A 22,952-nucleotide genomic window follows, 5' to 3' on the forward strand; every position below is an offset into this window, starting at 1 on the left:
GGCTCCGATCTCGCTCCTCGTCGGTGTCCACGATCGTCATGGTTCGACAGGTCGTCGACGGTCGTGGTCTGAGTGGAGGGGTTGACGTTGACCAGCGTTGTGTCTGTGGGTGCATCGAGACGCGGTGCGCGCACGTTTCTCACGTCGTCGGCGATCGGCGAGGCGATCGACGTCGAGGAGTCGATCGTCCTGACCGGGTACGCGGCGCTCGCCGAGAGTTCCGCGGACTTCGGGGTGACGCCGGACCTGATGCGTGAGGTCGACGCGGCCGTGCACCGGCACCGGGCGATCATCGCGCGGCTTCGGCTGATGCGAACCGAAGCCGTTGCTGCCGAACAGGTCTCGTCGCCGCACGACGAGGCGCTGGCCGTCTTGGGTCTCGGTGGTCCCGATGGTGATCCGATCGCCACGGACGTCGAGCCGTCGAAGGTGGTGCGGTCGTACCGCGACGCCGACCCCGATGGTCGGCGTCCGGCGCCGGTCGCCGTCGCGTACCTGCTCGCCGCGGCGCACGCGCTGACCGACCCGACGAACTGTGGGACCGCTTCGCCCGCACTCAATCTCATGCCCCCGCCGCTGCATCGGGATCGCGCCCTCCTGGAGAAGGTACTGACCCACGCCGTGGCGATGTCCGACCCGGCCACCCGTGCGGAGCTGGCCGCTCACATCACCGCTGCGAGTACCGCGTTCGCCGACGCCGGCGGCGTGACCGACCGTTCCCTCTCCGTGCTGCGGTACAACCCGCACTCGTTGCGCACCTCGTGCCGGTCGATGGGTCTGGGCGAGGTCGACATCTGTATCGCCGGCTGATCTGATCGGCCACCGGGCGCGCGGCGATTACTCTGGGCGTCGTGACCACGTCGGTTTCGCAGCGCTATCGGTGGCTCCTGCACGTCGATCTCGACCAGTTCCAGGTCGCGGTCGAGCGGCTGCGGGCCCCCGAACTGGTCGGGGTGCCGGTGATCGTCGGCGGCAACGGCGATCCGACCGAGGCGCGCAAAGTGGTCACCTGCGCGTCGTATGAGGCGCGCGACGTGGGTGTCCGTGCGGGGATGCCGTTGCGGGCGGCGCACCGCAAGCTGCCCGACGCGGTGTATCTGCCGCTCGACATGGGCGCCTACGACGCGGCGTCCGCCGAGGTCATGGACGTCCTGCGGGCCACAGGTCACCCGGTCGAGGTCTGGGGCTGGGACGAGGCGTACCTGGGGGTGAGCGCGCGCGGGGCGGAGGTCGACCCCTTCGACGACGCGGCCATCATCGACCTGGCCGAACGGATCCGTTCGGAGATCCTCGACCGGTGCGGGCTCACGAGCTGCGTCGGGATCAGCGACAACAAGCAGCGCGCCAAGATGGCCACCGGATTCGCCAAGCGTCCGCCCGGCGGCGCGCGGAGCGGTGTCGACGCACCGCGCGTGTTCGTGCTCGACGACCGCAACTGGCTGGAACTGATGGGGGACCGACCCACCCGCGACCTGTGGAGCGTCGGGCCGAAGACGTCGGCGAAGCTCGCCGCCGCTGGGATCACTACGGTTACCGAGCTGATCGCCGCTCCGCGCGACGACTTGATCGCCACCTTCGGTCCGCACCAGGGCAATTGGCTGTATGTCCTCTGCCGCGGCGGCGGTGATTCGACGATCACCGCCGAACCCTGGCTGGCGCGTTCGCATTCCAAGTCCCGCACGTTCGCGACCGACCTCAGCGACGCCACCGAGATGCGCGCCGCCGCCGCGGATCTCCTGCGCGAGTTGCTCGATCAGGTGGTCGGCGAGGAACGCCTGCCGTTCCGGGTCGCGGTGACCGTCCGCACCACGACGTTCTACACCCGCACCAAGTCGAGGAAGCTCCCCGCGCCCAGTCTCGACTTCACCGAACTCGAGTCGGTGGTAGCCGACCTGCTCACCAGGTTCGACATCGACCGCCCGGTCCGCCTCCTGGGCGTACGCCTCGACCTGGTGACCGACGAGGAAGGCGCCGCAACCTGAAATGCCCCTCCGCTCCCTGATCAGAAAGAAGCGCCAGCCCCTGCTCCCGAGCCCGATGGGCGTGCTGAGCCACCGCTCCTTAGTCCAAAGAAACGGCCTGCCCCTGCTCCCTGAGGAGCGCCCGGAGCTTGCGGAGGACGCGTCACGAAGGGTCTTCGCAACCCGACTCACCAAGAACCTTCGTGACGCTCGCAAGTGGCGGGACTGTCTCGCGTACCCGCCCCGATTCGTGACCGACAGACTTCAACTCGACTCCTAGACCTCGATCGAAGTCTGCCGGTCGAGTTGAGGTCTGCCGGTCGCCGGCCCGACGTCTGCTCATAGTTGCTCTGCTCGACCCAGCGGGTCGCTTTCCACACTCCGGAGGGCGCGGCCGACTACTGCTCCCCGAGGAGGCCGGAGCTTGCGGAGGCCGTCATGAAGGGGCCTGGTGAGATGCGTCGCCGTCGCTGGCACTCCTCGCACATCATGGAGCAGGGTTTTTGCAGTCCTTTCGGATCAGGGAGCAGAAGGGACGCTCGCGGCTCGCGACCCAGGGAGCGGGGCGGGGCGGCCCGCAACCTCGCTTCCAGGTTTCGCGGCCCCCTGCGGGCCGTGCCTGGCCCACGATATTTGACCGGGTATGGAGCCGACTGGGGTGTTCACTGTGGAGTTGTCAAGGGACGGATGCGGTCCCGGGTGTGGCCCGGGTGCGGAAGGTGCTGCGCGAAGGTGTGGTCAGGCGGCGTCGTCGAGTCGCATGGTGCGTCGGTTGTGGGCGGGTAGTGGTCGGCGGTGCGGGTCGATGGTCGCGGGTGGGATGAGCCACGGATGACGGTCGTAACCGATGACGATGTCCCAGCCGTGGTGGTGGACCTGGGTGTGGCAGCGTTGGCAGAGCAGGCAGCCGTTGTCGAGGTCGGTGGGTCCGCCGTCGGCCCACGACTTGATGTGGTGGACCTGGGTATGTGACGCTGGTGCACCGCATTTGATGCAGCAGGCGTCGCGGACGATGATTGCTTTGCGTAAGTGTGCCGGATACAACCGACGGGTGTGACCCATCTGTAGTGGTACGCCCTCACTGTCGAGGACGATCTCGGTCAGGGATCCGTCGCAGGAGACCTGTTTCGCGGTGGCATGGCTGACCGTCCCGGTCCACGGCAGCGTTGCGAGTTCTCCGGTGGCGGGGATGGTCAGCATCAGTTGCGTGCGTGGGCTTCCGACGGTGTCGATGGTCGCGCCAATCGCTGCTTGGTCGAGGATCAACTCGAAAGCGTCGGCACGGCGTTGCTCGGCGGTGCGACGATCTTCGGTGCCGTCGGGTTCGGGCCGTGGGCAGGACCGTTCGTCGATCATCGTCAGGAACTTCTCGCCCACGACCTGGGTGAGGTCGGCATGTACTTCGACGCGGCCGTCGTCGGTGGTGTGGGCGGTGACCGCGTTCAGCGATGGGTCGTCGGCCGCGGGAAGGCCGGTGTCGGAGGTGTCGGCGAGGTCGTTGGCGATCGCGCGGGCGTGTTCTAGGACCTGTGTCGGGGTCGCGCCGGACAACGCTTGTGCGATGAGGTCGGTTTCGTACTGGGATCGGTCACCGTCGGAAAGCGCCTCACCACAACGCTTGTCGATCTGGTGCATGCCTCGGACGATGGCGTCGACGACCTCGCTGGACAGCCGCCCGTCGGCGGCATGCCGCGCTGTGGCCGGCAGAGTGGGCAGGGCGTCGACACTGCGCATGGTGCGAAGAGCGGCCGCCGGGGCGTGGCCTGACTCGATCAGCAGCTTCTTGGTGGTGCTGCCGGCTTTCTGTGCGACGCCGATGCCGTCGAGTTGCGCTGCGTGCGTGACGATCTGATGATCGGCAAGGTTGCGGATCAGGCGCCACGTGTCGAGGGCGTCGAGTGTTTCTCTGCCTGTTGGGTCGTCGGCGGGCGGGCTGGTGTCGATGAGTTGATCGAGGAGCGTGGTGAGCTCTGGCATGACTCCAAGGTACCGGAACATGCGTTCGATTTCGAGGTTTCTCCACAGGCCAGAAGCTCGAATTCATCTACTGTGCAGCAATTGTCGTCTAATGAGCGCCTATTCGCGTTGACTGTGCGCAGATCGTCAACAGTGGTGTACTTCAGTCGCACAGCTCTCTAGTTCTGGCGCGCCTTCGACCGACTGAGTTTGAGGTGTTTGAGCTGGTTCCCGTTGAGCAGGGGCCGCCGATCACAAAATCTCGCGCTTGACAGTCGACTTCGGGCGCGCGCGAGAGTGTAGCCGAAAACTCCTCCACCTGAGTGCGTTCGAAGGGCGATATGCCCTTCGATCATGCTGAGGGGGACGAACTTTCAGAGTCGTCTCCGCAGGGTGGCGCGCTGGGTCGTCAACCGTCTTCTACGGGCGGGCTCCTCAGTATCTGCGGCCTGGCGGCCGTCGTGGACTTCGTAAGAATTCGTTGTGCTCGGGGCGAGCCTTACCTCTGCTCCCTGAGGAGCCCGGAGCTTGCGGAGGCCGTCACGAAGGGTCCTGGTCAGTCGGGTTGCGAAGACCCTTCGTGACGCGCCCTCCGCAAGCTCCGGGCGCTCCTCAGGGAGCGGTGGTTGGCCGCGCCGTCCGCAAGCTCCGGGCGCTCCTCAGGGAGCGGTGGTTGGCCGCGCCGTCCGCAAGCTCCGGGCGCTCCTCAGCCTGAATCTTTCACGGGTGGGTAGGGTTTCGCCGATCGGTTGTCGGTGTCGCCTTTTGATGGTTGGTGCTGGTGTGTGGGCAGGGTGGATCGCCAGCGTTGGGTTCGCTGGTTGTTCGGGTTCTGAGGTGGGGTGGGCGGCGGTGACGGGGCGCGGTGACCGAGGGGCTGGTTAGGCGGTGAGGCGTTGCCAGCCGTGGCGTATGTGGTGGTTGTAGGGCCAGTCGGTGGGTAGTCGCAGGGTGGTGGTGCGGGCGTGGGTGATGATCTTGCCGCCGACGGTGAACAGGCGGTGGCGCAAGCGTTTGGGTTCCCAGCGGCGGATGGGGTCGTGGCGGTGGTAGCCGAGGGTTTGAGTCCAGGCAATGAGGTCGGAGGCCAGGGCGACGATATCGAGCCACAGTTGGTTTTTGGCGAATGAGTCGAACGGTAGGTTGGCCATGCCGGTGTCTTTGAGGCAGCGGATACGGTCTTCGGCGCGGGCACGTTGACGGTGACGCAGTTCCAGGATCGGCAGTGTCCAGCCGCGGCCGCGGGTGTTGGTGGCGAACACGGTGTAGCGGCGGCCCTCGATGTCGGTGATGAGGTGTTGGGCTCCGTTGTGGGGATATTCGCGGCGCGCGATCAGCCGCATCCCGGGTGGCCAGGGCTCGTAGGCGGTTTCGGTGTCACGGACCGAGCGCGGCATGTGGTCGGTGATCTCGGCGACCTGGGCATCAGCTCGTGGATCGGCGTCGTCGGTGTTGATCGCGGTCACCCAGGCGGCCTCAGGCAGCACGTCCAATGCGTCTTTGACCAGTTCGGAGATGGTGAACCCGACCGAGTACTGCAGGCGTTGCTCGGCCAGGTGGGCCAGGAACTTTTTGGCACACCCGGCCGAATCGGTACGTATGAGCACCTGGGCGCGTTCAGCGGCGGGCAGCTGGGCCAACGCCGCCTCGAGGGCCGCGATGTGCATGTCCGCACCTTTGGGTGAGGCACCTCCACGCCGCAGGTCCAGGTTCAGTGTTTCCCCGGTGCCGAAGGCGCCGTGGTCGACGAACGAACACATCGGGGAATGCCCGAACACCCGCTTATACGTTTTCTGGGCCTGTTCTTTGGCCGAGCCGGCGGTCACGGTCGTGGCATCGAGATCAACGATCACCAGCCCGCCATCGATGCTGCCCGCAGTGCCCTCCAACGGGCGGGCAATGCCCCACACCCGCTCCCGCGCCGCGGCGCGAGCCGCGCTGATCGCGGTACTGACCGCCTCGACATCGGTAGCCAGCCTGCTGATCACCCGCGAAATCGTCGGATCAGAGGCCACCTGCCCGTACAACTGTGGCTGAGCCCGGACTGTGGCCACATCGGCCACACAGTCACCACCGGTCGCCAAGGTGAGCGCCAGATCCAGCACGATCTTGGCCGGATCATGGACCGTCGCCGCGGTCCGCCACGGCGCCATCGCCGCGGTCAGCTCGGCTCCCAGGCCCGAGACCTGCACGGTTTTCGTCAGCAACACCCCGCCCGAGGTCGTCAGCACCGACTCAGTGCGCGTAGGGTCCACCATCAACTCGGGATACACGTTATTCTTCACCTGCGAGGTGCCTTTCTTCTTGTGACTATTTGTTTGTGGTGAATCAATAATCACAAGGCAGACAGGCACTTTCGCGTATCACACGCCGAACACCAGCAACATCAGTGAAATATCCAGGCTCAGGGAGCGGTGGTTGGCCGCGCCGTCCGCAAGCTCCGGGCGCTCCCTGAGCTGAGGAGCGGGGGCAGGTCGTTCTTTCGGATCAGGGAGCAGGTTGGGCCACGATGAGCGGAACGAGTTGCTCGGCGGTGGTCCAGGCGCCGTGGTGGCCGAGCATCATCGACTCCATCGTCTCGCGCTTGCTGCGGGTGAGGGTGGTGGCGCCGCGGGCCACGGCGACGACGTCGCCGATGCGTTGTGCCACAGCGTCACTGACGATCGGTCCGAACCACTCTTCGTCGATGGTCTGCTCGCGCGAGACCACGTGCGCGGCGTCGCCGAGATACGCCGCCCAGCCGTTCAGCACGTCGTCGGCCGATCCCGGTGTCGTATAGACGTGCCGGACCCGCGCCTCGCCGGCCACCGCGTCGATGCCGTCGAGCAGGGCGGGGGCGGTGTCGATGTCGATCGCCCGGTCGGCGGTGATCATCCCGTGGTCACCGGTGACGAGAAGTGTTGTGCCATCGCCCAGTTCGGAGGCAAGGTCGGCGACCAGCCGTTCGACGATGCGCAGTTTCTCCAGCCACTCCGCCGACCCCGGGCCGTGGATGTGACCCGCCATGTCGAGTTCGCTGTAGTAGGCATACACGAAACGCCGATGCCGACTCCGACGCCGCAGGGTGGTCAGCACGGCGTCGCGGATGCCGTCAGGTGTCACGGCGGGGACGAACTGTCCCGACGCGCGGAAGGCCGCCATCGTCAGACCGGTTCCGCGGAACTCGCCGGGCATCACATAGGTGACCCGGACACCCTCTGCGGCGAGCTCTTCGAGACTCCCACGCTCGGTGCGGACGAGGGCCGGGGGATAGGTCATCAACGCCGACGGTCCGGAGGCGTCGTCGAGGGTCCAGCGCAGCGAGTTGAGCACTCGTCGTGACCCGCGCGTTCGGCATTCGTCACCCGGGCGGAAGCTGTACCCGATGATCCCGTGCACTCCGCACGACGTGCCGCCCGTCAGGCTCAGGATGCTGGTCGCGGTGGTCGCCGGAAACCCGGCCCGCAGCGTCGTCGATGTCAGTTCTTTGAGCGTCGGGGCATGTTCGGCGTAGTCGTCCAGCAGGGTCGCGCCCAGGCCGTCGATGAGCAGCAGAACCGCCGAGTCGCTCGGCGGGACAACGGGTCCCGCACCCTCGGATGCGACCCCGAGTGCACCCGCCACCGCCGGCAACACGTCGGCGAGCGTGTGCGGATAGCCGTGCCAGTCTGCCGGGGCCAGCTCCAGCGGACCCGCCATTTCAGTCACCGCGCCCCCGAACCGGCCGGTCCGAACACATAGTGTCCCGACCGCAGGAACCGGACCGACCGACGCGCTTCTCCCTCGACGAGCAACGGCGACAACGCATCTCGCAGCGCGATCCGCCACCGGGCGGCGTCGAGCGGCGCGCTGACCCGCATCGACTCGACGTCACGCGGAACCTCGACAACGGCGCCGGCATCCGGTGTGATGCGCTCGTGGTGCGCGACGGGATGGGATGGTTGTTCGCCGTCGATGACCGACACGGCCCCACCGGCGAGAGCCTCGTCCACCGACTGGACCGCTCCCTCCGACCTCGACGACCCGTCCGGCACCGACGGCGCAGCGGACTTCAGGTCCCACGCCACCAGCACCCGGTCGGAGTCGGCATCGCCGCCCAGCTCGTCACCGAGTTCGCCGTAGAAATCCTCGTAGTAGTGCACGGGCGTCGCACCGAGCTTCGCGAGGTTGAAGTAGGCGTTGCGGGCAACCAGGGGATCGAAGGTCCAGGTGATCGTCGACAGTCCGCGCTCCAACGCCCAGCGACGCTGGTGCATCTTCAGCGCATGACCCACCTGGTGGCCACGGCCGCGGCGGGTGACCCCGGTGATGTGGCTGTGCAGGGTCTCGCCGACCGGTGCGCCGAAGAACGCCACGCTCCCGCCCGCGAGGTGGTCGCCGATGAAGGCGCCGGCCACATAGTTGCCGGCGTGACTGAGCGCCCGCAGCATGTCGGTCCCCACGGGCCGGTTCGTCGGATCGGGCCGCCACACGTCGTCGAAGATCCGCAGGAGGTCCTCGAGCTCGTCGGGCGACGACAGTTCACGAACCTCCACACCGAGGGTTGCATCCGACATGGGGTCGATTCTGTCATCGCCCGGCGACACCGTGGTCGTGGTTCGTCCAGCCCGATCTAGGATGAGCCCCATGTCCCGCACCGCCCGACCGTCCGACGCGTTCGCATGCGTCGCCGCGGCCGGTGTGGTCCCCGCGGTGGCGGTCGCCGCGCACGGTGCGGCGAGCGGGGCGATGCCGAGTTCGTCGGGCGTCCTGCTGAGCGCCGCGATCGGCGTGGTCGCGTCGATGCTGCTCGCGCCGCGTCGGGGACGGCTCACGACGGCGGCGGCGTCGACCACGCTGGTCCTGTCCGCTGCCCAGGCGGCGAGTCACTGGGCTCTCGGGCTCGACGCGGGGCACGCAGCCCACGACGCGTCGACGTTGCCGATGCTCCTCACCCACCTGGTGGCGATCCCGCTCAGCGCGGTCGGAATCGTCGCCGGTGCCCATCTCCTGGCGTCGATCGGCTCGGTGATCCGATCGCTGGTGCCACCGGTCGCCGTCGCGGCACATCCGGCCGCTCCGGTGTTCTGGACGCCGCCTTGTGTTCCGGCCGCACCTGCGTTGTGCGGCACCGGCGTTCGCGGACCACCGGCCGTCTCCTGACGCGCCCGGGCCCCAGACCAGAACGGTGTGGGGTCGATGCACGCGTCCACGAGGACCGGTCCCGACACCATCGAAAGACACACTCCATGAAGCTCAGTTCCCCGCGGGCGACGATCGCCCGCCGCATCGCCGCGCCCGCCACCGCCGTCGCCCTCGTCGGCCTCGCCTCCTTCGCGGGTGCGGGTGCCGCGTCGGCACACGTCACCGCCAACGCGCCGACGGTCACCCAGGGCGGGTACGGCGTCGTCACCTTCGTCGTCCCCAACGAGTCCGACGCCGCCGCCACGACCGCGCTGCGGGTGACGCTGCCCGGGCTGACCTCGGCCCGCCCGGAGGTGATGCCCGGCTGGAAGTCCGTCGTCACCAAGAAGGACGACAAGGTCACCGAGATCACCTGGACCGCCGACCCGGGTTCGCCCGGCGTGCCGGTGGGCCAGTTCGGTCAGTTCCGCTTCTCCGGCGGACCGTTCCCCGAGCAGGAGACCGTCGAACTCCCCGCGCTGCAGACCTACGCCGACGGTGAGACCGCCGACTGGAGTCAACCGACCCCCGACGACGGCTCCGAGCCGGAGCTGCCCGCACCGACGCTGACCCTGCCCCCGGCCACGGGCGACGGGCATCACGGCGGCTCGCACGCCGCCTCGACGACGGGCACCGCCGACTCATCGGACACCGCCGACTCATCGGACACCTCCGAGTCATCGGCATCGTCTGAGGACTCCGCCGCGCGCTGGCTCGGTGGGATCGGCCTGGTGGTCGGCACTCTCGGCGCGGTCATCGGCGTCGCGGCGCTGACAGCGCTGCGCCGCAACGGTCGTGGCGGCGGCGATGCCTGACCGTCGCGCGCCGGTTCGACGCGTCGTCCTGGTCCTCGCGACGCTGCTGTGTCTCGGGCTCGTCGGATCGTGGGCGGCAGCCCCGGCGGCGGCGCACTCGCGGCTGGTGTCCTCCGACCCCGCCGAGGGGGCGACGTTGCAGTCCGGTCCGCAGACGGTGACGCTGACCTTCAACGAGCCGATCCAGTCGTCCTATGCGGTGCTCAACGTCGTCGGGCCCGACGACCACTACTGGCAGAACGGCGATCCGACGGTCGACGGCCCCAACCTGCGTGTCGGGGTGCGCGAACTCGGCCCGGCCGGTGAGTACGTCGTCAACTACCGGGTGACCTCGGCCGATGGGCACGTCATCAGCGGACAGCGCACGTTCGAGCTCGCGGTCGCCGGCAACGGTGAACCCGGTCCGGCGATCGAAGCGGTCGATGCGTCATCCGACGAGGGAATCCCGGTGTGGTGGTTCATCGCCGGCGCCGCGGTCGTCCTGATCGCCGGACTCGGCGTGGTGTTCTGGCTGAGCCGGCGACCCTCGACGCGGCGCTGACACCTGATGACCGTCCGCAACGGGTTGATCCTCGCGATGACCCTGGCCGGCGGTCTCGTGGTGAGCTGGTTGCTCGCCCGTCCCGACGGTCCGGATCTGGTCGCCGTGCCCACGACCCTCGCGCTCGGTGTCTCCGTGACGCTGCTCGGTCTGGGGGCGCTCCCGACGGTCGACGCCGAGCCCTCGACCCGGGTGATCGGCCTGCTGGCCGGGGTGTGGGTGTTGGCCGTGCTGGTCAGCTCCTGGGTGCGGACGGCCGATCGGGCGGGTGTCGAGGTGCTCGACGTCAAGGCCGGCGACTTCGGCGACGTGCTGTTCTCGGGTGCGCCCGAGATGGTGGCGCTGGTGGCCGGGGTCCTGATCCTCGCGTGGGTGGTGCTGGACCTGCTGACGGGGATCGAGATCCCCGTGCTCGTGGTCGGAGCGCTCGCGGCGATCGGGGTGCTGGCCACCTCGATCGCCGGTCACGCCGGCAACGACTCGTGGGGGCCGTTCCTCATCGGTGCCCACGCGCTGGCCGCGGCCTGGTGGTGTGGACTGCTCGCGGCGATGCTGCTCTCGGTGCGCGGCCGGTCGGGGTGGGCGCGCAGTCTGCCGGTCTTCTCCGGGCGCGCGCCCTGGGCCGTCGGGGTCCTCACGGTGACCGGCCTGATCTCCGGCCTGATCGAGGTCGACGGTCCGGCGAACCTGGTGAGCAGCGGTTACGGCCGAATCCTGCTCGCCAAGGCCGCGGTGCTCGCGGTCCTCGTGGGTCTCGCCGTCTGGCACCGACGACGCTGGCTACCGGCGGTGCAGCGGCATCGCAGCAGCGAGCCCGCCTCCGTGCGCGCGGCTGTCGTCGAACTGGCGATCATGGCCGTGGCGCTGGGCCTCGCGGCCGGGCTGTCGGCGACCGCGCCGCTCTGAGCTGGAGCGTCTCCCTCGGCTCCCTTTCCGCTGGTCGAGAGGGCGACCTTTCCCGCTGGTCGAGAAGGTGACCTTTCCCGCTGGTTGAGCCGGCTCCGAGCGCAGCGAGGCGCCGTGTCGAAGCCACTCGTCCGGTTCACGACGTCGGTCACCAGGTGGCCTCGACGGGCGCGGCGGCCTCGCTGCGCTCGTTCGACGCTGCTCGACCAGCGGGGGTTGGATCGACCCTGCGCTACCCGCGGATCACTCGCCCATCGGCGGTCGCGATTGGTCCCACAGCGCGAGGAGTTCGTCGATGATGTCGGTCGCCATGTGCAGGGTGCTGAGGTGACTCTCGCCGGGCATCTCGAACAGCTTCGCGTCGGGGAGTAGCGACACCATGTGCTCGCCGTGGGCGTACGGGATGATGTGGTCGGCGTCGCCGTGCCACCAGCGCACGGGCACCGTGACGTCGCCGACACGGAAGCCCCAGTCCCGCGCGAAGACGACGACGTCGGCGAATGGCGCGTTCATGCGTCGGCTTCCGCCGTGGAGCAGGTCGTCGAGGAACATGGCCCGGAACTCGGGGCGCGCCAACAGTTCTCGGTCCGCCTGCGGGGACAGTCGACCGTAGATGGAGATCGCTGGTTCGGCGATCGGCCGGGCGAAGCCGAGGGCGACGCTCAGCACCTGGCCGATCGGCGCGCCGGCCACGCTGACGAGCGGTGCGAGCAGCGTGCCGAGTCGCATGGCCCCGCCCTCGATGCGGTCGGGTCCGACCGTCGGCGCGACACCGCCGAGGATGCCCGCCGCCGTCACCCGGTCGGGCATGGCGTGGGCGACCCCGAGTGCGTACGGCCCGCCGCCCGACAGCCCGATGATCGCGAAGTCGTCGATGCCCAGTGCCTCGAGGACCTCGGCGAGGTCGGGTGCGAAGGCGGCGACGTTGTCGTACCGATGCGGGCTCGACGACCCCACGCCCGGCCGATCGAGTCCGATAAGGCGGATTCCGCGTTCGAGCGCGTACGCACGCGCTTCGACGGGGATCTGGCGCCGCGCGCCGGGGGTGCCGTGTAACCAGACGATGGCCCGTCCGGTGGCCGATCCGTACTCGGCGAATCCGATCCGACGATCACCGTCGGCGACGGCGATCGACCCCTCGATTTTCGGACGGGCGATGTCGATCATGTGATCAGCATCTCACGTACGGTTGGTGGCGTGATCCCCGAGTTCGTTCACGGCACCGCGCGCGCCCATCCGCCACGTGTTCACCCCGTACCCGGCTCGGGACATCCCGGAGGGCCGGATGGTCGACCTCCCGGGTCGCGGGCGGGCGTTCGTCACCGACTCGGGCCCGCGCGACGCACCCGCCGTCTTCCTCCTGCATTCGGTGCTCACCACCGGGTTGCTCTGCTGGTACCCGACGATCCCGGCGATCAACGACCGCTATCGCGTCATCACCCTGGACGCGCGCTGGCACGGCCGCGGCATCGAGTCCGACACCTTCGACCTCCGTGACTGCGCCGACGACGTCGTCGCCCTCGCCGATGTCCTGGGTATCGACCGGTTCACGGTCGCCGGGTTCTCGATGGGCGGCGGCATCGCCCAGCTGGTGTGGCGACGCCATCCGGGACGTGTCGCCGGTCTGGTGCTCTGTTCGACCGGTCCGTACTTCAGCACGCACGATCCCCGGCACCGCGCGTCGTCGGAACGCATGGGACGCATCCTCCGCCCCGTCTACCGCATCCTGCCGCGGGTGTCCGAGAAGAGTCTGAACAAGACGACCTCACACACCTCGATCTGGGCCCTTCGACAGTTCTTCTCGACGCCGCTGTCGCACCTAGGTGACTTCGGAAACGGGCTGGGGGAGTTCGACTCTCGCGACTGGCTCCACGAGGTCGACGTCCCGACCGCCGTCGTCGTCTCCATCCGCGACCGAGTCGTCGAGCCCGAACGGCAGCAGCTGCTGATCGACGGCATCCCCGGCGCACAGCGCTTCGAGGTCGACGGCGGGCACGCCTGCTGCGTCCTCGGCGCGCGCTACTTCATCCCACCGTTCGCCGAGGCGCTCGACGCCGTGGCGCCCCGCGATCGAGCATCGGTGGCGGCTCACTGAGGAGGCCGCCGTTCACACTGTGGAGTTGTCAATGGACGGATGCGGTCCCGGGCATCACCCGGGTGCGGAAGGTGCTACGCGAAAGTCTGTTGGTCTCTGGCGGGGTGTGGTCAGGCGGCGTCGTCGAGTCGCATGGTGCGTCGGTTGTAGGCGGGTAGCGGTCGGCGTTGCGGGTCAATGCTGGCGGGTGGGATGAGCCAGGGGTGTCGGTCGAACCCCATGACGATGTCCCAGCCGTGGTGATGGACTTGGGTGTGGCAGCGCTGGCAGAGTAGGCAGCCGTTGTCGAGGTCGGTGGGTCCGCCGTCGGCCCACGCCTTGATGTGATGCACCTGTGTATGTGACGGTGGTGCACCGCATTTGATGCAGCAGGTGTCGCGGACGATGATCGCTTTGCGGAGGTGTGCCGGATACAACCGGTGGGTGTGACCCATCTGCAGTGGTACGCCCTCACTGTCGAGGATGATCTCGGTCAGCGATCCGTCGCAGGAGACCTGTTTCGCCGTGGCTTGGGTGATCGACCCGGTCCACGGGAGTGTTGCCGGGTCTCCGGTGGCGGGGATGGTCAGCATCAGTTGCGTGCGTGGGCTTCCGACGGTATCTATGGTCGCGCCGATCGCGGCTTGGTCGAGGATCAACTCGAACGCATCAGCGCGACGCTGATCAGCGGTACGCCGATCCTCGGCTCCGTCGGGTTCGGGCCGTGGACACGATCGTTCGTCGATCATCGCCAGGAACTTCTCGCCGACCACCTGGGTGAGGTCGGCGCGGATTTCGACGCGGCCGTCGTCGGTGGTGTGGGCATTGACCGTGTTCAGAGACGTGTCGTCGGCTGCCGGTACATCGGTGCCGGAGACGTCGGCGAGGCTGTTGGCGACGGCTCGGGCGAACTTGAGCACTTCTGTCGGCGTCGCGCCCGAGAGCGCTTGGCCGATGAGCTCGATCTCGTACCGGGAGCGCTCGTCATCGGAAATGTCTTCGGCGCAGCACTTTTCGATCTGGTTCATTCCGCGAATGATGGCGTCGACGACTTCGCTTGCCAGTCTCCCATCGGCGGCATGACGAGCCAGCGCGGGCAACGTCGGCAGGGTGTCGACACTGCGCATGGTGCGAAGAGCAGCGGCCGGTGCATGGCCTGACTCGATCAGCAATTTCTTGGTGGTGCTGCCGGCTTTCTGAGCGACGCCGAGTTCGTCGAGTTGTGCTGCGTGGGTGACGATCTGGTGGTCGACGGTGTTGCGGATCAAGCGCAGCGTCTCGAGCGCGTCGAATGTTGATCGGCCCGTGGGATCGTCGGCGGGTGGGGTGGTCTCGATGAGCTGATCGAGAAGAGTGGCGAGCGCTGGCATGACTCCAAGGTACAGGAACATTCGTTCGATTTCGAGGAGTTTCCACAAGCCGGGAACTGCGAATTCATCGACTGTGCAGGGTTTTTCGTCGACAGTGTGGTAACTGTTGTCAGTAGTTGACTCCAGTCACACCCGTTTCAAGTTCGCGCCCAGAATTGGTGATTAGCGCCATGGCCACGAGCCCCACGGGCGGTCAGTTAGCGGCCTTCGTGATGCAGACGAACGCCCACTCGGTGCTCGTCATCCCCACAGAGATCGGCGGTGGCCGGTAGGTCGAAGTTCGGCGACACCTGCGCGAGTGGCGCGTAGGCCTCCTTGCGCTCAGCGGGTCCGCCGTAGCCCGCCAGGCCGACCGGCCTGCGGTCGATGGTGTAAGCGGCGCCGTGCCGTGCCGAGTGCCGCCAGGTGTCCCCGTTGTCGGCGATGCCGCCTGCCACGCCGACCGCGCCGACGGGTCCTCAGGTTCGACGGGTGCAACGGCCGGGCTGCCGCCCGAGGGTCGTCCCTCACGAGGTTGACGAGCGGTCCGACGCGTCGGCTGATGCACCCGTGTCAAATCGGTGGGCCCAAAAGCGGGGGGCGCAGTCGATGACGGTGGATGCGCCGACCGATCACTGTCATTGACGTGGATGGTCGAGGTCTGCTGGTCCGGTCGCGGGGACGCAGAGCGCCAACACCGCCGTTGTCAAACGACCAGAAGTCGACGCAGTAGCACCACGTGACGTCGACGTGGTCTCGCGAATGGACTCACGACGATCCCGCTGCGACTGCTGACTGACAAATAATGCTTGTTGATGATATTCCGCAGTGGCCGCACCACCCGAATGTCTCGACATTGTTGCCGAACCACATGGATCGTTTGTGAATAGCTGCAGCGCAGCGTCTTTAGCGTTGCGACACGGTCAGGTGACCCACTTTCTCGGGTGTGACATCAACTACAAATTCGTGCCGTAAGTCGCGTGACTTTCGGACCATGCCGCGGCCCAGTCGGCGATCCCGGACGACGCGATAAATGCCCCAAATAAGCTGTAGCACAATCAAAAATAAGAGTCGCCTCGACCCCGCGTCGAACCCTCATCCAGCACCGACTCGGCTGCGGCTCACGAATTCCATGCGACCGATGCGCTCCATCAACTTTTCTTTTAGCGTTACTCTTTCTTCAGTTCGCGATTCAGTTGCCAGGGGAGGCCCGCAGGGTTGGCACCGGAGCCGCGTCTGGCGTTGGAGCCCACTGCTCAGGCGCCGTCCTGGGGAGGGCTCATGACTGTTATTGATTCTGTCGCGTCCGCGACACCGCGACATGCGGAGGTCGACGCGCACCTGGCGTCACCCGGAGGCCGCGACAACGGCCGACGCGGATGGCGAGCGACGCTGACCGCGCCGCGTGAGATGTCGATGGGCGCCCGGTACGCGTCGACGATCGGTGCGGGCATGCTGGCGTTCGCGCCGGCCATCGCTGCCGAGTTCGACGCGCTCCGTCAGGGGTCGCCGACGGCATTCCTGCTATTCGTACCCCTGTGGTGTCTGATGATCGCCTTCGGTCTCGACGTCTCGTCGCGGGGCCGTGAGATCGGTGACGGCGAGTTCGACCGCATCCTGGTCGTCGTCGTGGGCGGAGCGCTCGGACTGACCGCGGCCCTGGTCATCCCGCGGATTCCGGCCGTCGCGGCGTTCTGGCACGCCGATCTGATCCCGCTCCTCATCTGGGTGTTCGCGGCGTCGATCGTGGTCTTCGGGATCCGACGTGTCGTCCGCGACTACCTCATCTGGTTGTTCCTGCTGACCTGCTTCCCGCCGAACTACCTGCTGATGGGGCAGGTGCTCGGCGGCACCACCGTCGCCTTCGGCGCGTTGTCCGTGGCGATTGCCCTCGTCGTGACGTACATGGCGCTGCGTCGGCACCCGCGGGTCGCCCTCGCCACCGCGGCGCTGTCCGGCGTCGGCGGCGCGGTGCTGGTTGCGGTACTCCACGACATCCCGGTCCTGGCCTACACGGTTCCCGCCGGTGCGGTGACCGCGATCGCGATCGTCGTACGACTCCGGTTAGGCAGAACGGGCTCGGCACGCGCCGGCCTGCCCAAGCAGTCCATCGCCACCCTGGCGTCGGCCTGGTTGGTGGCACTGGTGATCCTGGCGGTCACCCCGTTCGCCCCGGAATCACCAAAACCCGTGGTGTCACCCCCCATCGGCGAGGAGTGGCTCGAGCAGCTGCGGACGCTGGGTATCGGGATCACCGAGCCCGAGGTGTTCGACTGGGGTCCCCGGGTCATGGGGTCCGACGGTGACGTGCGCCGGTACCGCGTCACGACGGGGCAGACCGGTCCGGAGAACAGGCCGCTGTCCACCGCCTATCTCGACGTGTTCTCCACCGCCGATCTGGGCCGCTTCTCCAGTTACCGCCGTGGTCTCTGGTACGAGGCGGTGCCGCCGGCGACGATCCACTCGACTCCCGCCTCTTCGGACGGCCGACACACCCGGCTCGGCAGCATCGCCAACACCCTGGAGTCGGTCCGTACCTCGGATCAAACACTATGGACCGGTCGATTCTGGGGTTGGCGAGTTCCCACGCCGGCCGGTGAGCGCTACATCGCCGTCTACCTGATGGCCGCGCGTGATCAGCCGGGATCGTCGAACGTCGCGGAGCCGAAACCGCCCAGCTATGCCACCACTGTCGCCGAACCCATCAGCTGGCTCATCCGCGGTGGCGACGACACCCCGGACCCCGTCGACGACTCCGACCTCGATGTCGCGCTGACCGATCTCGCGTGGTCGATGATCGACGCCGTCGAACGACCAGCTCGGTGACCACCCCCGACGCGGGACCGGTCACCGACGCGCGGCATGTCTCCACCCTGTCGGCACGACATCCGTTCAGCCGCAGGCAGCGTCTCGGCCTCGTCGTGCTCGCGATCGTCACCGCGGCAGCGTTCCTCCTGACCTGGCGGGTCTCACTCGCGGTCATCCTGAGCATCTGCGCTCTGTACTTCCTGGTCTCGAGCGTCGACAAGTTCGTGCTCGTCACCCGCGGCATGTCCGGCAGGGGAGTGCTGCGGGTGTCCGACGACGAAGCCCGCGCGATTCCCGACGCCGACCTGCCGGTCTACACCGTGCTGTTGCCGGTCTACGGCGAACCCGAGATCGTCGCCAACCTGGTCGCCGGTGTCGGCAAGATCGACTATCCCGCAGACAAACTCGACATCTTGCTGGTCCTCGAGGCCGACGACCACGAGACCCGGGCGGCTGTCGAACACGCCGATCTGGACGGGATCACCCCGGTGCTGGTCCCGCCGAGCGAGCCCCGGACCAAACCCAAGGCGTGCAACGTCGCCATGAGCCTGCCGTCGGAACGCAGCGACATCGTCACCATCTACGACGCCGAGGACATCCCGGACCCGCTGCAATTACGCAGGGCGGCAGCCGTCTTCGCCGCCAGTCCGCCCGAGGTCGGTTCCGTGCAGGCGCGGCTCGGTTACTACAACGAGCGCGAGAATCTCCTGACCCGGTGGTTCGCCATCGAGTACGACCAGTGGTTCTCCTACATGCTCCCCGCGCTCAGTGCGTCGAAGTGTGTGATCCCGCTCGGCGGGACGTCGAACCACATCCGCACCGATGTGCTGCGGGAGGTCGGCGGATGGGATGCTTACAACGTCACCGAGGACGCCGATCTCGGAATCCGGCTGGCGCGCTACGGGTATCGCACGGTCGTCCTGGACTCGCTCACCGGCGAAGAGGCGAACGCCGACGTCGTGAACTGGGTGCGTCAGCGCTCCCGGTGGTACAAGGGCTATCTACAGACCTTTCTGGTGCACACCCGTCACCCGGTCGAGATGGTCCGCGAACTCGGACTCGTTCCGGCCCTGAGGATCTCGAACCTGACCGCGGGCATGCCGATAGCCAACACCCTCAACCTGCTGTTCTGGACGCTGCTGCTGATCTGGTTCGCAGGCAAGCCCGACTTCATGCACTCCCTGTTCCCGGGGCCCATCTACTACCTGTGCGTCCTGATGTTCACCGTCGGGAACCTGTCGACCATCATGCTGGGCGTCGTGTCGACCCGCACCCTCGGGAAGCCCTACCTACTCGGCGCCGCGCTGCTCGTGCCCGGTTACTGGTTCCTTCAGTCCATGGCTGCGATCAAGAGCATGGCGCAGCTCATCTACAAGCCCTCCTACTGGGAGAAGACCGTGCACGGACTCTCGGCCATGCCCGGTGTGTCCCGACCTCCGAAAGGTCCTGAGAATGTCTAGCAACAGTGCTGTCCGCCTGCGACGCCTCCTGGGGGCGACCCTCGTGGCGCTGGCCGTCGGGCTCGGAGCCGTGGCTCCGGCCGCGGCCGCGCCGGGAGACGGCACGACGACGCTCAACTGGCGGCAACTGGGAATGGGCACCTCGGTCACGATCGACGGCGCCGACGTTCCGGTCGGAGTGAGTATTCCGGTGCCGCAGGGCATGTCACCGACCACGCTGACCGGTGTGGTGGCGTCGGCGACCAACGTGACCGACGCCTTCATCCAGGTCGCCCGCACCGACGGCACGATCATCGGCACCGTCGTCGTACCGAGGTTCGGTCCGCGGCAGCTCAGCACCGCGTTTTCCGTTCCGCTGACCGCAGTGCCCGTGGGCGACAACGGCCGTGCGGATCTGCGACTGACGCTGCGCAACGGGACCGACGATTCGGTGTGCGGACCGGTGCCGGAGGTCGCGCTGACCAGCCTGAACGTCGCCTTCCGGGGCGCCGCGACGGTGCCTTCCACCATTCAGGATGTGTTCGGGACCGTGGTCAACCGGGTGACCGTGTACACCCCGGAGCACCCGAGTGCCGCGGCCGCGCAGACCACGCTCGGCGTCGTCGCCGCTGTCGCGGATCACTATCGCCCACAGCGTGTTGCGATCGACGTGGTGGAGTCGGCAGATGCCCGGCTGCCGCGTGTGGCCAGTCCGCTCGACCGCGCGGTCGTGATCCGCGAGGAGGGCGGCCCGGGGAGTGTCCGTCTGGAACGTGCGGGGCAGCCCGGGGCTGCGCTGGTGATCAGCGGTGATCAGGATTCCCTGCCCGATCAGGTGGCGCTCTTCCGCGACGGGCTGACCGATCTTGCCCAGACAGACGCTGCTGCAGTCGAATCCGTCGGAGACCGCGAGGTGCAGGGTTCGGATTCGGTGACCTTCGGGGAGTTCTCCGATCGGTTGTCGGTGGAGGCTCTCGGAACCGCCTCGCTGGTACCGGGTTTCGATCCGACGATCCTCGCCCTCGGTCGGCCCGGCGCGGTCGACGTCGCGCTGAAGGCGCGCTACACCCCGGTCCGCGACGACGAGCGCGCGAATGTCATGGCCGTCACCGGCGGAGAGATCCTGCACACGAGTGCGCTGGATGCGTCCGGATCGCTGGACACACAGTTCACCATCCCTGCCGCGCAGGTGGCGGCCAACGAGCCGCTCGAGTTCCGGGTGTCCTACGAGCCGGCCCCGGGCGCGTGTTCGCCTCGCAGTGTGCCGCTGACGTTCCAGATCGATCCGTCGTCGACGGCGTCGTCGAGCACGACTCCCGTTCGGATGGGCGGTTTCTCGTCGGTGCCGCTCGGGTGGCAGCCGACCGTTCAGGTCGCGCTGGACAACACCAATCCGGCGCAGCTCGACGCCGCCGCCGAGCTGATCGCGTCGGTGCAGCGTAGTTCGGCCACCGCACTGTCGCCGGTGCTGGTGCCGCTGGATCAGGCGATCGCCAGCAACACCGGCGCACTCGTGGTGGCCGACGCGGCGAACGCCCGCCCGCTGAATCCGCCGATCAACACCGAGGACTCGTCGACGCTCGTCGACCTCGCGGCACAGATCCGGCTGGCCATCCCGGACGGGCTGGGCACCATCCAGGCGTTCTCGCAGAACTCGCGCACGGTGGTGTTGGTGAGCACCTCGGGGTCGTGGGAACTGGTCGACCCGCTGTTTGCGTATCTCGATGACCAGCAGGGAGATCTGGCGAACCTCCGCGGTGACGTACTGGTGGCCGGCCGCGCGGGTCAGCCCGAGCTGATGACCGTGCGAGCGGACGGTCCGCAGGCCGAGGTCGACCAGGTCGGCACCAGCTGGGTGATGTGGCTGGGTATCAGCGCCGCCGTCGTCGCGATCGCAGTCCTCGTCGCGGTTGCGATCATGTTGTATCGCAGACGCTTCGGCGGCTCGAGCGGTCCCGCTGGCGGCTCGACTACATGACCGTCGAGCTTCACGACGACGCCACGTCGCCGGCGGTCGGTGTGCAGCCGCCGGTGACCGAGGGCCGTCGACGGCTCACCGCGACGCAGTGGTGGGGTATCGCGCTGTTCGCCGGTCTGGTCGCCGGGTATCTGGCGGTCGGTGCGTACCTGTATCTCGCTGTCGGATACATCAATCCCGACGCGAGCAGTCGCGTGGGCAACGCCGGGTTCACCATCTGGAGCCGGGACCCGCACCTGGGCGCGATCGGTTTCGTGTGGAATCCGTTGCCGAGTCTGATCGAGATCCCGCTCGTCGAACTGTCGTCGCACTGGCCCCTGAACCAGTGGCCGGAGCTGCGTCGCGTCGGATTCGCCGGTGCGGTCATGAGCGCGCTGTTCATGGCCGGTGCCGGGTGGCAGGTTCGGCGCATCGCACTCGATTACGGTGCCGGCCGCCTGCTCCGCTGGATCGCGGTCGCGGCGTTCGCGCTGAACCCGATGATCATCCTGTACGCGGGGATGGGGATGAGCGAGGCGCCGTTCCTGTTCTTCCTGCTGTGGACATGCCGTCGAATCCTGCTGTGGGTGAATCGATCACGTGTGCTCGATCTGGTCATCGCCGGCGTCGCCCTGGGTTTGGCGTATCTGACACGCTACGAGGCGCTACCCGCGGCCGCGGGTGTGGCGGTCGGGGTGTTCGTGGTGTCGACCCGTCGGCACCGTCCCGAAGGAGTCTCCGGACGCGCGGGGTGGCGGGCCGGAGCCGGCTTCGGTGTGCACGACGCGACCATCGTGGCCATGCCCACGGCGTTCGCGTTCGTGGTGTGGGCGGGCCTCGGCTGGCTCCTCGACGGGAATGCGTTCTCGCAGTTCTCCTCGCAGTACGGCAACTCGGCGCAGGTGGCGGCGGCGGGGATCGTCTCGGCCGAGGACGTCGGAGCAGGGCCGCTGGCGGAGGTGATCGTCGCCAACCTGCTCGGCATGCAACCACTGCTGTTCGCGGTGCTGCCGGTCGTGGCCTGGATCGCGGTCCGGTTGCGCAGGGTCGACGCCGCGGTGCCGGCAGTCGTGTTCGGTTCGGTTCTGCTGTTCCAGATGTCCGCGGTGATCCTCGGCTCGACCTTCGGCTGGTTCCGCTTCTACCTGGCGTCGACGCCGCTGATCGTCGTCGCGGTCCTCGTCGCGTGCGGGCCCGCCCACCGTCTGCTCCCTGAGGTGCGAGGAGCGCAAGCCGCCGGGCTCCCTTTGCTCCCTGAGGTGCGAGGAGCGTTAGCGACGAGCCACGAAGGGTCCGCTGACCTACACGCTGCGCCCACCCGCCGCTCCTTGAGCAGCGACCGGAGCTTGCGGAGGTCGGACACCCGCCGCTCCTTGAGCAGCGACCGGAGCTTGCGGAGGTCGCCCACCCGCCGCTCCTTGAGCAGCGACCGGAGCTTGCGGAGGTCGTGTGTCGAAAGGACCACCCTCACCACCCTGATGGCCCTGGTCCTGGCGACCTCGTTACCCGTGACCGCGTTGTCGATGCTCAACCCGGCGCTGGGCAAGGAGGAATACGGACTGCGCTCGGCGTTCTGGCCGGACCGCTATCCGCCGTCGGAATTCTGGTTCTACTGGTTCGGTGACGTGTCGGGAAACGTGGCCGCCTGGCTGGACAGCCAGAATCTGCCGGAGGGCTCTGTTCTCGTCGACACCTTCGGGGTCTCGCGCGTCTGGCTGGAGTCCGAGCGCCCCGAACAGTTCGTCGTGCGCAGCGACTTCGACTTCTTCGCGAAGCTGAACGCACCCGCCGAGCAGGGCGTGCAGTACATACTCACGCAGCGGCCGACCGGCCTCGGCTCGCTCGACGCCATCAACGTTCGCTATCCAACGCTGTGGGCCGACGGCGCCGGCATCGCGACGGTCGCCATGACGGTGACGACGCCGACTGGCAAACCGCAGTTCCGGATCTATCGGATCAAGGGAGTGACACCTGCAGGTTGAGCGCTGTGGAGGGCTGCGCCAC

General features: G+C 67.8%; 18 protein-coding genes. 11 read left to right on the forward strand and 7 right to left on the reverse strand.

Annotated elements, in window-relative coordinates; all coding sequences use genetic code 11:
- The first annotated feature begins 105 nt into the window (after positions 1-105).
- Together QAD21_RS05350 and QAD21_RS05355 are read left to right on the forward strand one after the other, a co-directional pair.
- Positions 106-810, forward strand: coding sequence for a hypothetical protein (locus QAD21_RS05350; protein ID WP_280360659.1), 705 nt, complete (start codon positions 106-108; stop codon positions 808-810).
- 41 nt (positions 811-851) lie between these two features.
- Positions 852-1,982 carry a DNA polymerase IV gene (locus QAD21_RS05355; protein ID WP_280360661.1) on the forward strand — a complete coding sequence of 377 codons (1,131 nt, stop codon included), beginning with the start codon at positions 852-854 and terminating at the stop codon, positions 1,980-1,982.
- Between the two features lie 717 nt (positions 1,983-2,699).
- On the opposite strand, the gene QAD21_RS05360 is transcribed toward QAD21_RS05355, so the two are convergent.
- The 4 genes from QAD21_RS05360 to QAD21_RS05375 form a co-directional block, all read right to left on the reverse strand.
- Positions 2,700-3,959: an HNH endonuclease signature motif containing protein gene (locus QAD21_RS05360; RefSeq protein ID WP_205334043.1), complete on the reverse strand. Its 1,260-nt coding sequence runs from the start codon at positions 3,957-3,959 to the stop codon at positions 2,700-2,702.
- Positions 3,960-4,798: 839 nt separating this feature from the next.
- Positions 4,799-6,175 carry an IS1380 family transposase gene (locus tag QAD21_RS05365; protein ID WP_275892326.1) on the reverse strand — a complete coding sequence of 459 codons (1,377 nt, stop codon included), beginning with the start codon at positions 6,173-6,175 and terminating at the stop codon, positions 4,799-4,801.
- 229 nt (positions 6,176-6,404) lie between these two features.
- Entirely contained in the window at positions 6,405-7,595 is a 1,191-nt protein-coding gene (locus QAD21_RS05370) for an alkaline phosphatase family protein (RefSeq protein ID WP_280360663.1), read from the reverse strand.
- 5 nt (positions 7,596-7,600) lie between these two features.
- Complete coding sequence (locus QAD21_RS05375) at positions 7,601-8,452, reverse strand: GNAT family N-acetyltransferase (RefSeq protein ID WP_280360665.1); 852 nt, start codon at positions 8,450-8,452, stop codon at positions 7,601-7,603.
- Between the two features lie 70 nt (positions 8,453-8,522).
- On the opposite strand from QAD21_RS05375, the gene QAD21_RS05380 reads away from it, so the two are divergent.
- From QAD21_RS05380 to QAD21_RS05395, 4 genes are all read left to right on the forward strand, one after another.
- Positions 8,523-9,038, forward strand: coding sequence for a YtxH domain-containing protein (locus tag QAD21_RS05380; protein ID WP_280360667.1), 516 nt, complete (start codon positions 8,523-8,525; stop codon positions 9,036-9,038).
- A gap of 86 nt (positions 9,039-9,124) precedes the next feature.
- Positions 9,125-9,874, forward strand: coding sequence for a YcnI family protein (locus tag QAD21_RS05385; protein ID WP_205334047.1), 750 nt, complete (start codon positions 9,125-9,127; stop codon positions 9,872-9,874).
- The gene (locus tag QAD21_RS05390) at positions 9,867-10,415 is read left to right on the forward strand and encodes a copper resistance CopC family protein (RefSeq protein WP_205334048.1); all 549 of its coding nucleotides are present in this window, start codon (positions 9,867-9,869) and stop codon (positions 10,413-10,415) included. Before QAD21_RS05385 ends, QAD21_RS05390 begins: the two co-directional genes overlap by 8 nt.
- Positions 10,416-10,421: 6 nt before the next feature.
- Positions 10,422-11,321: a CopD family protein gene (locus tag QAD21_RS05395; RefSeq protein ID WP_205334049.1), complete on the forward strand. Its 900-nt coding sequence runs from the start codon at positions 10,422-10,424 to the stop codon at positions 11,319-11,321.
- A gap of 243 nt (positions 11,322-11,564) precedes the next feature.
- On the opposite strand, the gene QAD21_RS05400 is transcribed toward QAD21_RS05395, so the two are convergent.
- On the reverse strand, positions 11,565-12,488 hold the full coding sequence (locus tag QAD21_RS05400) for an alpha/beta hydrolase (protein ID WP_068971172.1): 924 nt from the start codon (positions 12,486-12,488) through the stop codon (positions 11,565-11,567).
- 118 nt (positions 12,489-12,606) lie between these two features.
- Between QAD21_RS05400 and QAD21_RS05405 the strand changes: the two genes are divergently transcribed.
- Positions 12,607-13,416 (forward strand): alpha/beta fold hydrolase, encoded by an 810-nt coding sequence (locus QAD21_RS05405; RefSeq protein WP_205334068.1) that lies wholly within the window; start codon positions 12,607-12,609, stop codon positions 13,414-13,416.
- A 110-nt stretch (positions 13,417-13,526) separates the two neighbouring features.
- Here QAD21_RS05405 and QAD21_RS05410 read toward each other — a convergent pair whose 3' ends face one another.
- The gene (locus QAD21_RS05410) at positions 13,527-14,786 is read right to left on the reverse strand and encodes an HNH endonuclease signature motif containing protein (protein ID WP_205334050.1); all 1,260 of its coding nucleotides are present in this window, start codon (positions 14,784-14,786) and stop codon (positions 13,527-13,529) included.
- A 176-nt stretch (positions 14,787-14,962) separates the two neighbouring features.
- Positions 14,963-15,202: a hypothetical protein gene (locus tag QAD21_RS05415; protein ID WP_205334051.1), complete on the reverse strand. Its 240-nt coding sequence runs from the start codon at positions 15,200-15,202 to the stop codon at positions 14,963-14,965.
- Positions 15,203-16,025: 823 nt separating this feature from the next.
- Here QAD21_RS05415 and QAD21_RS05420 point away from each other — a divergent pair.
- Genes QAD21_RS05420 through QAD21_RS05435 form a run of 4 tightly spaced genes read left to right on the forward strand, consistent with a single transcriptional unit; the run spans position 16,026 to position 22,930 of the window.
- Positions 16,026-17,570, forward strand: a complete 1,545-nt coding sequence (locus QAD21_RS05420) for a hypothetical protein (RefSeq protein ID WP_205334052.1) — start codon at positions 16,026-16,028, stop codon at positions 17,568-17,570.
- Positions 17,567-19,012: a glycosyltransferase family 2 protein gene (locus QAD21_RS05425; RefSeq protein WP_205334053.1), complete on the forward strand. Its 1,446-nt coding sequence runs from the start codon at positions 17,567-17,569 to the stop codon at positions 19,010-19,012. The genes QAD21_RS05420 and QAD21_RS05425 overlap by 4 nt, the downstream gene beginning before the upstream one ends.
- Positions 19,005-20,969 carry a hypothetical protein gene (locus tag QAD21_RS05430; RefSeq protein WP_205334054.1) on the forward strand — a complete coding sequence of 655 codons (1,965 nt, stop codon included), beginning with the start codon at positions 19,005-19,007 and terminating at the stop codon, positions 20,967-20,969. Before QAD21_RS05425 ends, QAD21_RS05430 begins: the two co-directional genes overlap by 8 nt.
- Entirely contained in the window at positions 20,966-22,930 is a 1,965-nt protein-coding gene (locus QAD21_RS05435; protein ID WP_280360673.1) for a glycosyltransferase family 39 protein, read from the forward strand. The genes QAD21_RS05430 and QAD21_RS05435 overlap by 4 nt, the downstream gene beginning before the upstream one ends.
- Positions 22,931-22,952 lie beyond the last annotated feature (22 nt).

Origin of the sequence: Gordonia sp. SMJS1, from assembly GCF_029866425.1 — a bacterium.
Lineage (GTDB): Bacteria > Actinomycetota > Actinomycetes > Mycobacteriales > Mycobacteriaceae > Gordonia > Gordonia hongkongensis.

Bases quoted from the DNA above. Each gene is read 5' to 3' on its own strand.
- QAD21_RS05370 (WP_280360663.1), bottom strand. From the start codon at position 7,595: ATGGCGGGTCCGCTGGAGCTGGCCCCGGCAGACTGGCACGGCTATCCG.
- QAD21_RS05400 (WP_068971172.1), bottom strand. From the start codon at position 12,488: ATGATCGACATCGCCCGTCCGAAAATCGAGGGGTCGATCGCCGTCGCC.
- QAD21_RS05360 (WP_205334043.1), bottom strand. From the start codon at position 3,959: ATGTTCCGGTACCTTGGAGTCATGCCAGAGCTCACCACGCTCCTCGAT.
- QAD21_RS05380 (WP_280360667.1), top strand. From the start codon at position 8,523: ATGTCCCGCACCGCCCGACCGTCCGACGCGTTCGCATGCGTCGCCGCG.
- QAD21_RS05410 (WP_205334050.1), bottom strand. From the start codon at position 14,786: ATGTTCCTGTACCTTGGAGTCATGCCAGCGCTCGCCACTCTTCTCGAT.
- QAD21_RS05385 (WP_205334047.1), top strand. From the start codon at position 9,125: ATGAAGCTCAGTTCCCCGCGGGCGACGATCGCCCGCCGCATCGCCGCG.
- QAD21_RS05365 (WP_275892326.1), bottom strand. From the start codon at position 6,175: ATGGTGGACCCTACGCGCACTGAGTCGGTGCTGACGACCTCGGGCGGG.
- QAD21_RS05405 (WP_205334068.1), top strand. From the start codon at position 12,607: ATGGTCGACCTCCCGGGTCGCGGGCGGGCGTTCGTCACCGACTCGGGC.
- QAD21_RS05390 (WP_205334048.1), top strand. From the start codon at position 9,867: ATGCCTGACCGTCGCGCGCCGGTTCGACGCGTCGTCCTGGTCCTCGCG.
- QAD21_RS05420 (WP_205334052.1), top strand. From the start codon at position 16,026: ATGACTGTTATTGATTCTGTCGCGTCCGCGACACCGCGACATGCGGAG.
- QAD21_RS05395 (WP_205334049.1), top strand. From the start codon at position 10,422: ATGACCGTCCGCAACGGGTTGATCCTCGCGATGACCCTGGCCGGCGGT.
- QAD21_RS05430 (WP_205334054.1), top strand. From the start codon at position 19,005: ATGTCTAGCAACAGTGCTGTCCGCCTGCGACGCCTCCTGGGGGCGACC.
- QAD21_RS05435 (WP_280360673.1), top strand. From the start codon at position 20,966: ATGACCGTCGAGCTTCACGACGACGCCACGTCGCCGGCGGTCGGTGTG.
- QAD21_RS05375 (WP_280360665.1), bottom strand. From the start codon at position 8,452: ATGTCGGATGCAACCCTCGGTGTGGAGGTTCGTGAACTGTCGTCGCCC.